Here is a 15,208-nt window from a genome sequence, read left to right as displayed (position 1 = left end):
GGTTATTGTCCTTGGACAAAATTCAGTGTCGGGGAGCAGTGGAAATCAACCAGGCTAGTCGCTAAGCAGTTGGGTTCGGTCATCACACGAAACGCTGCAGCATCCAGAGCGCGATGCAAGAAGGTTTCAGTGTCATTTGTCAGACCGATCACGCCAGCATTTAGGAAGTAGAGGCCAGGGGTCAGGTTGCAAGTGAATTTGAACTGCACTTCGACGGTTTTTCCATTTTCTACAAGGGCTACTGATTCACCTATCGATGCCGCAGACATTGCCCCGCCCAGCTCTGCGCCGCTGACTGTCTTGATCAGCATGCTGAAACGCACGCGCTCACAGTCTCTGGAGAAGTCCACCGCGTAGCGATACAGGTAACGGCGACCACGAACCAGGTTGTTTACCCTGACGCCGGATTGGGTAAAAACGCCCGGATCCCTGATTCGCGCACCGTGATCCTGGTATTCGATTGTGCTGTCCGGCTTGAGGCCCGGATCATAGCTTTCGTCCATCTCGATAACAGGCTGCGCCTGTGCAATGTCATCTGTATTTTTATCGTTGTTCGGCTCGGGCGCGCTGGCAGTGCTTAAATCGCCATCGATGATTTGCTGGCGAATGATTGCCCGTCGATCAGCTGTGGCATAGAGCATCTTCTGGTAGTTACCTACCACTTGCTTTGGCGCGCCTTCGGTCAACTTGTCGCCGCTGTCCAGCAGGATGGCGCGATCGCACAACTCGACAATAGCGCTGCCGGCGTGGGAGACGAAGAGGATGGTGGCGCCCTTTTGGCGAATGGCTTCAATTCTCGAAAAGCACTTTCGTTGGAATAATTCGTCGCCTACAGAGAGTGCCTCGTCGACGATCAGGATTTCCGGATCGGCGTTGATCGCCACTGCGAACGCCAGGCGCACCGCCATGCCGCTCGAATAGGATTTGACCTGTTGATCTATGAAGTCGCCAATGTCAGCGAAGGCTTCGATTTCCGCGAACCGGTCTTCGATTTCCTGGCGGGATAGACCCAGTATCGTACCATTGAGATAAACATTTTCCCTGCCGGTGAAGTCTGGATTGAAGCCAGAGCCTAGCTCCAGCAAGGCGGCAATCCGCCCATTGACTTCTACCGAGCCTTGGGAGGCTGCCAGAGTCCCGCAGATGATCTGCAACAAGGTGGACTTGCCGGAGCCGTTTTTCCCGATGATGCCCACGGTCTCGCCGCGAGATACTTCGAAATTGATGTCCTTAAGCGCCCAGAAATCTCGGTAGTACTTGACGGCTGAACCCTTTAGGCGACTTTTAATTGGGGCGAGTACCAGTTGCTGTAGGCGGTGGCGTGGGCGTTCGTAGATATGAAAACACTTGCTCAGGTTTTCAACACGAATTGCCAGCGGCGCAGCAGGTGCCACGGACTCATCTACGGTAATCATTTCAGAGGACATCAGCGAAACCCGATCTTGTTTTCTGGAACCACGCATATCCGGCAGCGGCGACGATTAGTGAAACAATCAAATAGACTCCCAATCCCATGAAGTCAGGCATTCTTCCCCATACCAGAACTTCCCTCATCTGTTCGATGATGAAGGTCAATGGGTTGAGCAGGATAATGGTCTGATACTGCTCGGGCAGCGAATGCAAGGGGAAAAAGACCGGCGATAGAAACAGCATGACCGTGGTGATGATGGCGGTGGTCTGTCCTACATCCTGCAGATAGACCCCCAGGGATGCCAGGAACCACGCAAGCCCCAGCGTCAGGATGATCAGGGGCAGCATCACAAGCGGGGCCAGCAGAATGCTCAAATGGGGAACCCCTTGAAAGATCGCGTAGGCCAGGATCAGGACGGCCAGGCTGACCAGGCTATGAAACAGGGCAGCTCCCAGCGTTACGATTGGCAGGATTTCCAGAGGGAAGACCACTTTCTTGACGTAATTGACGTTGCTTAACACGATGCCCGGAGAGCGGTTGATGACTTCCGCGAACACGGCATGCACGATCAGGCCGGTAAACAGCATGATCGCAAACATGGTTTTGCTCTCTTCGGTGCCAGGAGGAGCAATTCCCCAGCGCGATTTGAATACAACGGAAAATACAAACGTATAGACGCTCAGCATCATAAGAGGATTGAGGAACGACCAGAGCAAGCCCAGTACCGAGCCCCGATAGCGGCCAACAACTTCACGCTTGGTCATCTGGAAAATTAGATGGCGGTGCAATATCAAGTTTTTGGAAAGGCCATACAGGCTTGATGTCTTTTGCGGAGCACTCATTAAAATATCCAAACGAATGAAAATGATAAGGCGATGGCATCTGTGCAGGGCAACGTCAATATTTTACCGGCAGACGGCTGAACAGCTTGGGGGCTGCCGGCGCATCATCCCTGAAGAGGGTATTCATCACTAGATTCTTTTGACCAGAACTGCCAATGCCAGGCCGAGGTTGCCCATCAGGGTTTGTCGATAAAAGCGGCTGGCGACCATTAGCTTGATCCGGCTGATAAGCGGAGCGTTGCGAGCCTGTTCAAAACGCATAAGGCTCACCGCGTTATGCGGGGTCAAATGGGAAGAGAGAGCAGTCAGCGCAGCTATGTTCTTGGCGTTCCATTCGCCGAATGAGCCTTGAAACATGCGCTTGAGGCGAGCCACGCGGCTCTTGATCGAAGTGTTTGCACCGATGACGTTTTGAGTGTGCTGGCGATAATCCACTGTCGGCGTGGGGTCGTAGTAAACGTTCCCGCCGCAGCCCGTAATCAACAAGTACGCCCACCAGTCATGACATACCAGCGGCGTATCGGAAGGGGTTTTGTTCAGAATAGAGCAGGCCGCTTGGTTGATCAGCATCGTGTTGCCGCCTGCCAGGTTTTGCATCAGCGCATTCTTGAAGCTAGGGCGCTTCCTGAACAATGGGGACAAACCGGTGATTTCCCCCATGACATTGACAATCTGAGTGCGACCGCAATAAAGCGATGGCGCCTCGGGAGATTGACGCTCCAGCCAATCTAGGGCTCTTTGCAACTTTGTGGGGTGCCAGCGGTCATCCTGATCACAAAAGGCGTAATACGCATGATGACCACATGCCTTGCCCAGAACGGACAAGAAGTTGTTCGAAAAGCCACGCTGAGGTCCCTGGCTGATCAGCAGGCGATCATCGCCCCAAGCATCACGATAGTGCTGCAGAATCTCAAGCGTTTCAACCGTTGAGCCATCGTCCGATGCGTACACCACCCAGTGCTTATGACTTTGAGCTGCGATCGAGTCCAGCTGCTCCTTGAGAAAGCTTTCGCCATTAAAAGTACACAGCAATATAGCCACGGAACCGGAGGCTGCCGCAGGCCTGCTCATGGGTGTAGCGACGGCGGGGGGCGGATGACTCGGCACAAGTTTGAACACTCTTTCCATGGTGGCGAGTAAAGTTCTGATATCGCAGCAAAGCTGGTTAGTGTACCGGATTTATCAATGTTTTACACCGCGAAGCGTAGGCACAGGTAGCCATATCCCCCGCCCTCCCCCCCGCCGCACAAGCCCCGGAAATTGAGGAGTCGAGCTGTCACTTCTAAAAGACGTCCATAGCTGCTTTTAAGAGGGTGTAGACAAAGTCAAGTAGACTGTCAGCTCCTTTCCTGGAGTCGACACGATGGCCAAGACCGGACGTCCGCCGAGAGTCATGCCAGAGCATTACCCCATCGTGGTTTCGCCGGTTCGAGCCAGCCCGCTCTCGAGTCAGGCGGGGCTGATGGAGCTTTTCCTGGCAGAAACGGGCATCTCCTGCCATTCGGCTACGTTCGCAGCGGCACTGAAGCTGGCCGGTGTGGTGCGGATCAAACCGAAGCTCAAGCGTGAATTTGAGCCTCCGGCGCGACGCAAGGAGTAAGGCTACAACGATGCCCATCGGTGGCACTTGCCGGAACAGCGTTACCCGAGTTGCCTGACGCAAGCCGAATGGGAACTGGTTGCCGACTTATTCGAGCGCGAGGGGTATCGAGGAAAACCACCCCGCCATTCGAGAAGGCAATTACTGGATGCGTGCTGCTATGTAGTTTGTACCGGCTGCTCCTGGCGAATGCTGTCTCGTGAGTTCCCGCATTGGGACAATGTATACAAGACATTCCGGCGCTGGAGCGAGCAAGGAAAGCTCGAGCAAATGCATGATTGCCTGCGGACGAAGTGGCGGCATCGTGAACAGCGGGATGCGGCTCCTTCGGCGGCGATCCTGGATGCGCAATCGGCGCGTTCCTCGCCGCAGGGCGGGGGGAATGGCTATGACGCCTGCAAGAAGGTGAAGGGACACAAGCGCAGTTTGGTGGTGGACACCTTAGGGTTGCTCCTGGCTGTCGGTATCAGCGCCGCAAACTGGCAGGATCGGGCTGCCGCCACCGCAGCCATGGCACGGGTCGCCGACAAGTATCCGCGTCCGTGAGGCTTGGGTATGGCTGACCGAGGCTCGGTTACTGGCGCGCAGGTTGACGGCTTGATTTATTTTGTCTGCACCCTCTTAGGTGAGCTGGCCTGTCCCGAAGGTTCTTGCCCCCTTGGGTTTGATATGCAGATGTTGACCTTGCTTGGCCAAGTAGCACATAGCCTTGATAACAATATTACAGACTTGGCCGTCGGAGCGGTTGATCGTGCCTATGCCGAGGGTTGCATACTTGCCTTTGTCGGCATTGCAGTTGTAGCAGTAGCCGCGACCGGCGCTGATCTTTTCCCAAAGTTTGCCAATTTGATCGGCCTTATGCCAATCACTACGAACGTGTGCGCCATTGAAGAAGAACGCTGCATGGATATGAAAGCCCCTGTCCTTGCCTTGCTCAACCGACCAGATGTATCCCGTTTCATGTTCGAAGATCGGGTTATGCTCACGTGCCCTAATCAGTGCCTTCAGGTCAGTGCAGAGATGCTCAATGCGTAGAAGTGGATCTGCACTGTCCAGGTAGTGGAGATCCACTCGGACCACTACGGTGCGCGAGTAACGCTTAAGCACTGCTCGAACATAGCCCTCCAGTGCAATGGCCTTCTGTCTTGCCTGATAGAGGCGATCACTTGCTTTGCGCTGATACCCGATGCTGCGGGTTAATTGTCGGATGTGATCAACCAGCACGTTCATGCTCTGGTAGAAGCTGAGATAACGCGAACCGCTGCTGTCTAGGCAGACCGGTCCTGCCGGACCTAGGGCAAGGTTGATGTCTTGGCAGGCTCTCCCGAACACCTTTAAGTGTTCGCTGTAATCGTATTGTTCGCAGTGGCTGCATAGCTCGATGAGCTGCTGCGCATTCATCAGTAAAGCAGACAGACACGTAGGCTTTATCTGTTCACGGCTAGAGTCATCGAATGTGATGTGAAAGGCTGGCTCATCTGTGTGTTCGATGGACAGTACGAGTTCTTGGACTTGAATCGAAGTTCGTGATTGGGACAGGTAGTTGGGTTGTTGGGTACTGACTTGATGCATGACGGGACCTGGTATGTGTGAGTACATACTAGTGTCTTGCTATGTGTTAAATTACCTTTGGTGATAAATAATATATTTATATTCTTTATTGATTGATGGTTATTAATATTAATAAAACCAGCTGTCGAACGAATACTACTGATCTGTACTTCCCCAGTCGAACAGTAGTCTTGGCGATTTCCTGCCCTGAAGATTCAGCGTGCGTGGGCTTATGCATGTTTGGGAGTTGGCTGAGGCTCAGCTCAGTTTCTAGCAGGGCGTCTGTGTCGCTGCGGTCATGAAACAAGAAACCATCCAGTGCCTCGACATAACCCTGTGGCTGCTGCATGCCGGTGCCAAGTGAGTGCTTTTCGTCTTTAGCACTCAATGATGGCGATGGGCAGGTTGGGTAGAGTCGGTGGGGCAGACAGCGTTCTTTCACCGAGCTAGCTATCTCTGCAAGTCGGCTCCCAAGGCCTTTGGTGATGGTTCAGCAGCCATGGTTTTGGCTGCAGCCGATGCTAAGTACAACCGCTGGATCACGAAAAAAATAAGTGATGGGGTACCGTGCCGATGACCGCCTAGGCATCAGCCAGGGCAGTCTATCGGACATTGTTACCGCTCAAGGCAATCCCTTCCCGCCCCAGTTGTTTGACGCTATACATGGCTTGGTCCGCCGCCTTAAGCAAAATATCGAGACTCTGGCCATGGCTCGGGCATAGTGAGACACCAATACTGCAGGAGACGGACAGTTCTCCTGCGGTCGTCACGATGGGCTTCCCGATGGCCTCCAGCATCCTATCGCCCATGATTTCAGCATCTGCGGGGTTGGCCAGATCCGTCACCAGTACAACCAAATCATCCCCCCCGTAGCACGCAACGGTGTCACACGAACGAATTTCCTGAAGCATCCGATCTGCCACAGCTCGGAGAACCTGGTCGCCGACCACATGGCCGCACTTGTCGTTGATTTCCTTGAAATGATCCAGGTCGATCACCATCACGGCAAACGGAACCCCGTTTCTTTTCCAACGCGAGAATGCCTGATCGAAGCGGTCGGCAAAAAGGTAGCGGTTGGGCAGTTGGGTGAGCGCATCGTGGGTTGCGAGATAGGCCGAGCGCTCGTGCTCACGCTCTGCCATTTTGATCGCCTTGAAATGCCGAATCAGTACAAGCGGCATAAGAACGAGGGCCAATGCTAGAACCGCCAGGATCATCAGCGCTTCCTCAGTAAGGACATCCGCTAGACGCAACTGGCGCTCAAACAACAAGGTCATGGGTTGCGAAGCACTCCTGATTTCGACTCGGTCGTTCATGCGCGGTAAGTACAGGCGGTCCAAGATGCTCGCCTGCTCAGTCTCCGTTGAAAACACATAGCTGCCGGAACCTGCGGCGGTGGTGAGGGAGGCACTGATGCCCACCAGGGGATCTGCATTCGCATGATTCACGGCCTCCAGTAACGAGTCCGTCTTGATCAATAGCAACGCCACCATGGTGCTGCCGAAAAAATTGGGTTTGGAATTCTCTCGCGCCTGCTCCGGTCGACTGACTGATTGCATCAGAATGTAGGCATTCCCGCCTTCATACATCGAGAACACCGGCGATACGACAGGCTTCAGATTATTGTGGGTCTGGGCCAGCGCGTAGGACAGATAGCCGACGGTTTCCAGTTTAGCGCCGTATATCGCATGGGCTTTCGTGAGTACCGGATACATGAACAGTACAGGCCAGGTCTTGCCAAGATATACTTGGCGCTGGGCAGGTTGGTGGGTAAGACTCGGGAAATCCTTAAGCTCAAAGTCCGGTCGCCAGGTGCGGCGCAACAGCGCTTCAACGGCCGCCTGCTCGGACATGGGTACCCCACGTGCTACCTCGATCATGTAAATATGAGGGTAAGCGGCCAAAACGGCTGCGGCATAGCGGGCCGCAGCATCCGCGTCGCTCTGGTCAACGGCTTGGAGAAATGCGGAGAAGCCCGCCAAGACAGCTTCATTGCTATCGAGTTGATTGCGCACGTCACTGGAAATATTCTGCACGCATTCGGAGAAGCGCGTTTCCCAGCGGTGAATCTCGGATTTCAACAGCAACTGGGCCGAGAAACCAATGAGGCCGACGGCCAGGATGATGACTCCCACGAGAGAACGCCGGCGTTTAGTCAGCATTATTCCTATCCCACAACACGTAAATGGCACATCGTGCCTTGGCCAGTTTCTATGAGGTTTACTGGAACTGAGACTGATGGCTCGGATGCTGGTGATTGCCTGGGAGCATTGGGCTCACCGAAAAATTACGTCGGCAGGCCTTCTGCTTCTGGCTGATTGAAGCCATCTCGTTACTCATTGCCAAAATACATATGGGTATCCAGTCGTTAGCCGGACTTAACGTAAAAAAATAAAGTGCCTCGTCAGCCGCCTCGGTGGCGGCCTTTGGACTCAGCCAAAGGCAACCATAGAGGCAGTTAGCCATCCTTTTACAAATATCCTCGTTCGGCCAACGATACGCAACCTTCATAGCCCACCACGACATGATCCAATAGTCGGGTGCCGACCATGTTCAGAGCGTTCTTGAGGGGGGTGGTCAGTGTGCGATCGGCTTGGCTGGGCTCCGGGTCGCCGGAGGGATGATGGTGAACCAAAATTATGACCGCAGCGTTGTGCTCCAGGTCGATCTTGACTACTTCCCGTGGATACACGCTGGCTCCATCCAGCATGCCTCTAAATAGCTCCCTGAAACCAATCACCCGGTGCTTGGAATCGAGCAATAGCAAAGCAAAGACTTCGTACTCGTGGTACTGCAGTAGGGTTTGCAGGTGGCTGAAGACCTGATTGGGCTCAGTCAATGCCCGGCCTTTAGACAGACGACTCATTGCCAGTTGTTGAGCCATCTGCAGGATGTCGGCTTCGGTGACGGGGGATTCCATTACGTAGGTGCCGGATGCCTCTCCAGCCCGGAGTTTGTGATATTTCATGACGGTATTCCTGTACGAATGGGGGGGAGAAGGGCGTTACTGGGTCTGTGGCCTGCTGCTGTGCCGCGTGGCTTGCGACTCCAGCTTTTGGGCGAGTGAGGGTTTGGCAGGCACTGCCAGTTGGGCTTGGGGCGCTATCGTGCTGGGCTGATCTTCAACAGCGGGGAAGAACTCCTCGACGATGGCACCGGTGTCCTCCTCGCTGTCTTCAAAGGCCCCATTGTTAAAACCCTGCCGGGCCGCGTGATCCAAGGCGCTCTGGTCAAAGCCCGCGGCTTGCCGGGTTTCCTCCTGCTGCTTGGCTTCCAGCAAGGCGTCTTCTAGGCTCAGACCACTGCGTACCGTGATGTCCACGTAGAAGATCGGCGTGCCATGGCTCTGGCGGGTGGATTTACCACGCAGACGCAACTCCAGCGGCAGACAGGCCAAGCGATTGCCAGAGATGGCTTGCAAGTAGTGCAGGCGTGCCGCCAGAGTGCGAATGCTGTTAAAACCGGTGGTACGGAAGACAAAGCTGCCCAGCGGATCGTCATCGCCAATCACCACGTTCAGCCGGCCGTAAGGCTTGCAGGCATTGCCTTGAGCCAGTGAACAGCCATCCGGTGAAGGGCAGGGCAATGACTGGATGCCGTCCTTGGTCAAACGCTTGCAGGTCTCACCGTTGCCGACGCACAGCGGCCGGCCAGTGTTACGGTCAAACAGGCTGTAGTCAGCCCGAAAGCTGAGGTCAGGTTCGTTGAACAGCAGCCGGATCGGAATACTGCGCAGCTTGCCGTCCTGGCCATTGCGCAGCTCTTCGTTAAGGGGATGCAGCAGCCAGCCGTCGCGGCTCTGTACCTGCGAAGTAATGGTGAACTGATCATCTTTCTCCGGCAGACGTTTGCCGTTTTTCTCGACGACCTTGCCTATGGAAATTCGGCCCAAAATCGGGGGCGTGATGGCTAAACCTTTGAGCATGGGAGTTCTCCTGTATTTGAAATAAAAACGCCACCGAGACCGCGCGAGCGACCAGGGTGGCGTTGGAGAGAAAGGGCATGGGAATAAGGGAGAAGCGAACGAGCGTTCAAGTCAGCAGAAAACGCCGACTGCCTGTTTTGGTGGTCAAGTAGCGCACTTGCAGATGGGGCTTTTCTTTCAGCAGACGGGGGATGTCCAGGGCCACGCTGTCTTTGGCTTTCTTCCAAGTGATGCAGCCAGTTGCGAAGGTCGCCCGACTGGCATCGCCCATGGCCTGTTGCAACGTTTGCTTGAGCTGAGCTTCCTGCTTCTCCTGCAGAGCAATCGACTCGCGCACGATCTGCAGTTCGGTAAAGGTCGTACAGAGCAGAGTGTCCTGGCTGAAGTCCAGGCTTTGCCCACTGTCCTGCGGATACAGACAGCGCAACGCCTGCTCCGCCGAGGCAGAACCATCTGCCGGCGGCGGGGTATCACTGACGACGTAATCCCAGAACAGCCGCTCCAAGTCGATCAGCCGAGCAATCAGTGACTCGTCGCGCTCAATGCGATGGATTTCCAGGTGCTGACCACCGAGCAGTACCGCCACATCAGCGGCCTGCTTACCGGTGACGGCGAGCTGGTGCATGACTTGCAGCTGCACATACTCGGGTACACCCTCTTTCCAGAGGCGAGAGCCATTGATACCGGCAGTTTTGCATTCGAGGATCTGCACCTCTGGCGCACCGATCACCTCGCGATCGATGTTGGCCAGCATCCAGGGCAGTTTAGGATCAGGATGTTGCAGCACCGCATTGACTCGGCGGACCCGATGACCACTGCGCCGGGTGTAATGTGTTGCGACAATCGGCTCCAGGATGTTGCCCCAGTAAGCCGGGCTCTCTTCATCCTGCGGATCGAGCTTGGGCAGTGAGGTATCACGGCCAGTTTTCTCCAGCCACAGCTCCAGTTGGGATTTGTAAGGATTGAGTCCTACGGCGGCGGCTGCATCCGAGCTGCCGATACCTTGTTTACGCACGGTCAACCAGTCCTCGCGCGGCAGTTGTTTGGTGCCCACCAGGCGTAGGGCAGGACGGGGTTTGCTACTGGGTTGTTGCAGAGTTTGCGTGCTCATGATGTTTTCCTGTGCGGCATAAAAAACGCCCGGCCAGCAGAAGCTAACCAGGCGCTTTAATAGTTGAGTAAGTGAGTGGAGCTAGGCGGCGAGTTGCAGCGCGGCTTGCAGAGCACGTTGTTTGATCACAGCACCTTGGCCAAACCAGGCCGAGTCCATGCGGTATTCAGTACTTCGGGCGCGACGCTCGTGATCAACGTACTCGGTCACTGCATTGAGCAAGCCCCACGCGGTTCCTTGGGCAGACACCAGTGTGGCGCCACGCCCCTGACCTTCATACAGACTCTGTACCTTGCGCAGCGCCCGCTCGTTAGGAAGTACTGCTGGTAGTGGACTGTTGGGGCTGGCATCACACAATACGTTCATGAAAAACCCCAAGGCCTCATGCCATTGAACCTTGCGTTCAGACAGCATTCGCATGCGGTGCATGAACTCGTCCCATTGCGAGACGGCGATACCTAACTGTTTCTTCACCACTTGCGGATCAAAGCGGGTGTTGTGCGGCACTTTGATCGCCTTGGTCGTACCGTCCAAGGCAATGGTCAACGTGTTGTTGCAGACGACCCGCACCGTGGTGGGGGTCGCCGTGGTGGCCAAGGTGCCGTCACAGGAAGTGGCCAGCAGCAGATAACCATTGACCTGATCGTTGCCTTTCAAAGCAGTAGTTTGGCCAGTACGGGCCAGGGCCCAGAACTTGCGTCCGCCTTTCAGTACCCCGGCCGTTTCCAGCTCGTATCCGGAAACCTCGGTCAGATCTCGATAGAACTCCAATACCTCGCGCGGTTGTACGATTTGGTAGCGGTTGGACACGACGGAGAGCGGTGCCTTGGTATCGGAGCGGTATAGCACTTTTTGTTCCGGGAACGAGTGGATGGTGCCCAGTGGGCCGATGCTGTCGGCCTTGAAGTGAACATGGCTTTCTTTAATCTGCCAGTCCATACCCGCTTCGCGCTGCCAGACTTCGAGCGGCTGTTTGGGGGAGAGGCGACTGCCCAGGCCATGCCAGGGAGTTGCGCCAACGTAAGCCATTTGTTCAACGAGATGAGCCATGGGAATGATTCCTGACGGATGAGTGGAAAGAGCGTCGTTTCATCAACAAACGACGCCTGTTCACAACGACTTAACGGTTGACGCTGAAGCTGTAACCGCACTCCAGGCACTGGTAGTTGTTCAGCACCTTGTCATCCATTTGTTCGCCAATCGTGGCCCCGGCTATCCCGCCAGCCACTCCGCCAAACAGTCCACCGAGAAGAGCCCCAGCAATACTGCCAATGGCGATCCCGACCGGCCCGCCGACCACGCCCAGCACCGCACCGACTTCCGCACCCGACAGGGCACCGGCGGCTCCATTGGCCGCACCGCCTGCTGCTCCAATCAAACCACCCGTTTGTTTACCGATATTTTTAGTGACGACTCGTCCAGAGTTGCAGCTTGGGCATGGAGTGTACATACAGGGATTCCTCTCTATTTCACGCGTAAGGGCTAAATGATTCGCTCGTCGTTGAGCGTTCATACGGGTGATATAGGTCTGAAAAAAACTTCAATCCGAAGCTTTAACGATTTTAGCTCTATATAAATCAATGGCTTACGTATTTTTAATCGATAAAATCGCATAATTAAGATGTTTTAAGCGTGTAAATATCTAGGTTTATCGTGTTAGTAGTAAATATTTATCGCGTGTTTTTTAGAGAGAGCCATATTTGTACAACGCCTTTCGGTCAGGTGAGCTCCATCCGCGCGGAGCGTCTGGGGGAGGGGGGCTCCAGGTTCGGTAGGCCGTTCCTTCTGTGTTGGATGGCGCTAACTGAAGGTGTTTCGGTGGCAGTGGAGAAGGTCGAGAGCCACTCCATAGACGGGCGACCCCCCGCTGCAATGAGTAACCAGCTTGAATTGGAGTACCTGCAAACGGTTTGCGACGGTTTAGGCTGTCGAGTGATGTGGCGGGGCTCTCATCTATGAAGGATGCGCCAGGGCGGAGTCGTCACTTATGGCCGTTGTGGCCCGTGACGATGAGTTTTCACGGGCCTGATCCTGGTAGCGTGGCGATGTGTTTGAGACATGGCTGTGAAGGTGCTTGGGCGCGCTTGGCCGTGCCACCGTTGCATAAAGGTTTAACTGCTGAGTGAAAACGGTCAAAATGATCAACTTTTCAGCTGGTGCCCATACTCCGTGCTCATTGATACAAATGGGGGTACAAAAGGGGGTATTTGCAATCTATTCCATTTAATATTTCCAATTAGATCAATGAGTTAGGTCTTATATGTTGCTGATGATCGATAACTACGACTCCTTTACCTACAACGTTGTGCAATACCTTGGTGAGCTCGGCTCCCAGGTCAAAGTCGTGCGCAACGATGAACTGACCATCGCTCAAATCGAAGCCCTCAACCCGGAGCGCATCGTGGTGTCCCCCGGTCCTTGCACCCCGACCGAAGCCGGGATCTCGATTGAAGCGATCAAGCATTTCGCCGGCAAACTGCCGATTCTTGGCGTCTGCCTCGGCCACCAGTCCATCGGCCAGGCGTTTGGCGGTGATGTGGTTCGCGCCCGTCAAGTGATGCACGGAAAGACTAGCCCGGTATTCCACGAGGACAAGGGCGTATTCGAAGGCCTGAATCGCCCGCTGACGGTGACGCGCTATCATTCGCTGATCGTCAAGCGTGAAACCCTGCCTGATTGCCTGGAGCTCACTGCCTGGACCCAGCTTGAAGACGGTTCGGTCGACGAGATCATGGGCTTGCGCCACAAGACACTGAACATCGAAGGCGTGCAGTTCCACCCTGAATCGATCCTCACCGAGCAGGGCCACGAACTGTTCGCTAACTTCCTCAAACAAACCGGCGGCACGCGCTAAGGACTTTTCATGAATATCAAGACAGCCCTGGGCCGTATCGTCGATCACCTCGACCTCAGCACCGATGAAATGCGTGATGTGATGCGCGAAATCATGACTGGCCAATGCTCGGATGCGCAGATCGGCGCGTTCATGATGGCCATGCGCATGAAGAGCGAAAGCATCGACGAAATCGTCGGCGCCGTGTCGGTCATGCGCGAGCTGGCGGACAAGGTCGAACTCAAGACCCTCGACGGCGTGGTCGATGTGGTCGGGACCGGCGGTGACGGTGCCAATATTTTTAACGTGTCGACCGCTTCGTCTTTCGTGGTCGCGGCGGCCGGCTGCACCGTGGCCAAACACGGTAACCGTGCGGTTTCGGGCAAAAGCGGCAGCGCCGATTTGCTGGAGGCGGCGGGCATCTACCTCAACCTGACGCCGGTTCAGGTGGCACGTTGCATCGACAATGTCGGCATCGGTTTCATGTTCGCCCAGACTCACCACCGTGCGATGAAATACGCCGCCGGTCCGCGCAAGGACCTTGGCCTGCGTACCCTGTTCAACATGCTCGGCCCGCTTACGAACCCGGCCGGTGTGAAGCATCAGGTAGTCGGCGTGTTCAACCAGGCGCTGTGCCGGCCGTTGGCCGAGGTCTTGCAGCGACTGGGCAGCAAGCACGTGCTGGTGGTGCACTCGAAGGATGGCCTGGACGAATTCAGTCTGGCGGCGCCGACCTTCGTGGCGGAATTGAAGAACGACCAGATCATCGAATATTGGGTCGAGCCGGAAGACCTGGGCATGAAGAGCCAGAGCCTGCACGGGCTGGCAGTCGAAAGCCCGGCAGCCTCGCTGGAGCTGATACGCGATGCCTTGGGCAAACGCAAAACCGAAAGCGGTCAGAAAGCCGCCGAGATGATCATGCTCAATGCCGGTGCCGCGCTGTACGCCGCCGACCATGCAACCAGTTTGAAAGAAGGCGTTGCCCTGGCGCACGATGCGCTGCACACAGGCCTCGCTCGGGAGAAACTGGAGGAGTTGGGTGCATTTACCGCGGTATTCAAAGTGGAGAATGAAGGATGAGTGTACCGACGGTTCTGGAAAACATTCTGGCGCGCAAGGTCCAGGAAGTCGCCGAGCGTAGCGCTCGTGTGAGCCTGGCCGAGCTGGAAAGTCTGGCCAAGGCGGCCGATGCACCCCGTGGTTTTGCCCGGGCGTTGTTGGCGCAAGCCAAGCTCAAGCAGCCGGCGGTGATTGCCGAAATCAAGAAAGCCTCGCCGAGCAAGGGCGTGATCCGCGAGAACTTTGTTCCCGCCGACATCGCCAAAAGCTACGAGAAGGGCGGCGCGACGTGTTTGTCGGTGCTGACCGATATCGATTACTTCCAGGGTGCCGATGCCTATCTGCAACAGGCCCGGGCTGCGTGCAAACTGCCAGTGATCCGCAAGGACTTCATGATCGATCCTTACCAGATCGTCGAAGCACGGGCACTGGGCGCCGATTGCGTGTTGTTGATCGTTTCCGCGCTGGATGACGTGAAAATGGCCGAACTGGCGGCCGTGGCAAAAAGTGTCGGCCTCGATGTGCTGGTGGAAGTTCACGACGGTGACGAGCTGGAGCGGGCCTTGAAAACCCTCGACACCCCGCTGGTCGGCATCAACAACCGCAACCTGCACACCTTCGACGTCAGCCTGGAAACCACGCTCGACCTGTTGCCGCGTATCCCTCGTGATCGCCTGGTGATTACCGAGAGTGGCATCCTCAACCGTGCCGATGTCGAGCTGATGGAAATCAGCGACGTTTATGCGTTCCTGGTTGGCGAAGCGTTCATGCGTGCCGAAAGCCCGGGGACTGAATTGCAGCGTCTGTTCTTTCCTGAGCGCGCGGTAAGTGGTTCTACACTCGACTGATTTCTTCCAGACCGAGTCGACCCCATCG

The 15,208-nt window shown here is 55.5% G+C and carries 13 protein-coding genes and 2 pseudogenes; 5 read left to right on the top strand and 10 right to left on the bottom strand.

Annotated elements, in window-relative coordinates:
* Positions 1-2: 2 nt before the first annotated feature.
* The 3 genes from PMI22_RS06190 to PMI22_RS06200 all read right to left on the bottom strand — a co-directional run bounded on the left by PMI22_RS06190 (position 3) and on the right by PMI22_RS06200 (position 3,324).
* Positions 3-1,427: an ABC transporter ATP-binding protein gene (locus PMI22_RS06190; protein ID WP_007947995.1), complete on the bottom strand. Its 1,425-nt coding sequence runs from the start codon at positions 1,425-1,427 to the stop codon at positions 3-5.
* The gene (locus tag PMI22_RS06195) at positions 1,417-2,253 is read right to left on the bottom strand and encodes an ABC transporter permease (RefSeq protein WP_007947994.1); all 837 of its coding nucleotides are present in this window, start codon (positions 2,251-2,253) and stop codon (positions 1,417-1,419) included. Before PMI22_RS06195 ends, PMI22_RS06190 begins: the two co-directional genes overlap by 11 nt.
* Before the next feature lie 129 nt (positions 2,254-2,382).
* Positions 2,383-3,324, bottom strand: coding sequence for a glycosyltransferase family 2 protein (locus tag PMI22_RS06200; RefSeq protein ID WP_033049590.1), 942 nt, complete (start codon positions 3,322-3,324; stop codon positions 2,383-2,385).
* A gap of 292 nt (positions 3,325-3,616) precedes the next feature.
* On the opposite strand from PMI22_RS06200, the pseudogene PMI22_RS32145 reads away from it, so the two are divergent.
* Positions 3,617-4,390 (top strand): annotated as a pseudogene (locus PMI22_RS32145) (IS5 family transposase); the annotation flags it as partial.
* An 84-nt stretch (positions 4,391-4,474) separates the two neighbouring features.
* Here PMI22_RS32145 and PMI22_RS06210 read toward each other — a convergent pair.
* Complete coding sequence (locus tag PMI22_RS06210; protein ID WP_007947989.1) at positions 4,475-5,425, bottom strand: YagK/YfjJ domain-containing protein; 951 nt, start codon at positions 5,423-5,425, stop codon at positions 4,475-4,477.
* Between the two features lie 391 nt (positions 5,426-5,816).
* On the opposite strand from PMI22_RS06210, the pseudogene PMI22_RS32140 reads away from it, so the two are divergent.
* Positions 5,817-5,929, top strand: a pseudogene (locus tag PMI22_RS32140) (inovirus Gp2 family protein); the annotation flags it as partial.
* A 77-nt stretch (positions 5,930-6,006) separates the two neighbouring features.
* Here the strand turns inward: PMI22_RS32140 and PMI22_RS06215 are convergent.
* From PMI22_RS06215 to PMI22_RS06240, 6 genes are all read right to left on the bottom strand, one after another.
* Positions 6,007-7,566, bottom strand: coding sequence for a GGDEF domain-containing protein (locus PMI22_RS06215; RefSeq protein ID WP_007947988.1), 1,560 nt, complete (start codon positions 7,564-7,566; stop codon positions 6,007-6,009).
* Positions 7,567-7,874: 308 nt separating this feature from the next.
* Positions 7,875-8,372, bottom strand: a complete 498-nt coding sequence (locus PMI22_RS06220; RefSeq protein WP_007947987.1) for a JAB domain-containing protein — start codon at positions 8,370-8,372, stop codon at positions 7,875-7,877.
* A gap of 36 nt (positions 8,373-8,408) precedes the next feature.
* A complete protein-coding gene (locus PMI22_RS06225; protein WP_007947986.1) occupies positions 8,409-9,329 on the bottom strand; it encodes a recombination directionality factor in 921 nt (306 codons plus the stop codon).
* A gap of 106 nt (positions 9,330-9,435) precedes the next feature.
* The gene (locus PMI22_RS06230) at positions 9,436-10,440 is read right to left on the bottom strand and encodes a YqaJ viral recombinase family nuclease (protein WP_007947985.1); all 1,005 of its coding nucleotides are present in this window, start codon (positions 10,438-10,440) and stop codon (positions 9,436-9,438) included.
* 81 nt (positions 10,441-10,521) lie between these two features.
* Positions 10,522-11,490, bottom strand: a complete 969-nt coding sequence (locus PMI22_RS06235; RefSeq protein ID WP_007947984.1) for a DUF932 domain-containing protein — start codon at positions 11,488-11,490, stop codon at positions 10,522-10,524.
* A 70-nt stretch (positions 11,491-11,560) separates the two neighbouring features.
* Entirely contained in the window at positions 11,561-11,890 is a 330-nt protein-coding gene (locus PMI22_RS06240) for a hypothetical protein (RefSeq protein ID WP_007947983.1), read from the bottom strand.
* 810 nt (positions 11,891-12,700) lie between these two features.
* On the opposite strand from PMI22_RS06240, the gene PMI22_RS06245 reads away from it, so the two are divergent.
* From PMI22_RS06245 to trpC, 3 genes are read left to right on the top strand one after another with little or no spacing between them, the layout of a single operon-like run.
* A complete protein-coding gene (locus PMI22_RS06245) occupies positions 12,701-13,294 on the top strand; it encodes an aminodeoxychorismate/anthranilate synthase component II (RefSeq protein WP_007947981.1) in 594 nt (197 codons plus the stop codon).
* 9 nt (positions 13,295-13,303) lie between these two features.
* Complete coding sequence (gene trpD, locus PMI22_RS06250) at positions 13,304-14,353, top strand: anthranilate phosphoribosyltransferase (RefSeq protein WP_007947980.1); 1,050 nt, start codon at positions 13,304-13,306, stop codon at positions 14,351-14,353.
* Complete coding sequence (trpC, locus tag PMI22_RS06255) at positions 14,350-15,180, top strand: indole-3-glycerol phosphate synthase TrpC (RefSeq protein ID WP_007947979.1); 831 nt, start codon at positions 14,350-14,352, stop codon at positions 15,178-15,180. The genes trpD and trpC overlap by 4 nt, the downstream gene beginning before the upstream one ends.
* The last annotated feature ends 28 nt before the right edge of the window (positions 15,181-15,208 follow it).

Origin of the sequence: Pseudomonas sp. GM21 (assembly GCF_000282215.1) — a bacterium.
Taxonomy (GTDB): domain Bacteria; phylum Pseudomonadota; class Gammaproteobacteria; order Pseudomonadales; family Pseudomonadaceae; genus Aquipseudomonas.
The sequence above is the reverse complement of the archived record's forward strand: the minus strand, read 5'-3'. Positions and strand labels throughout refer to the sequence as shown.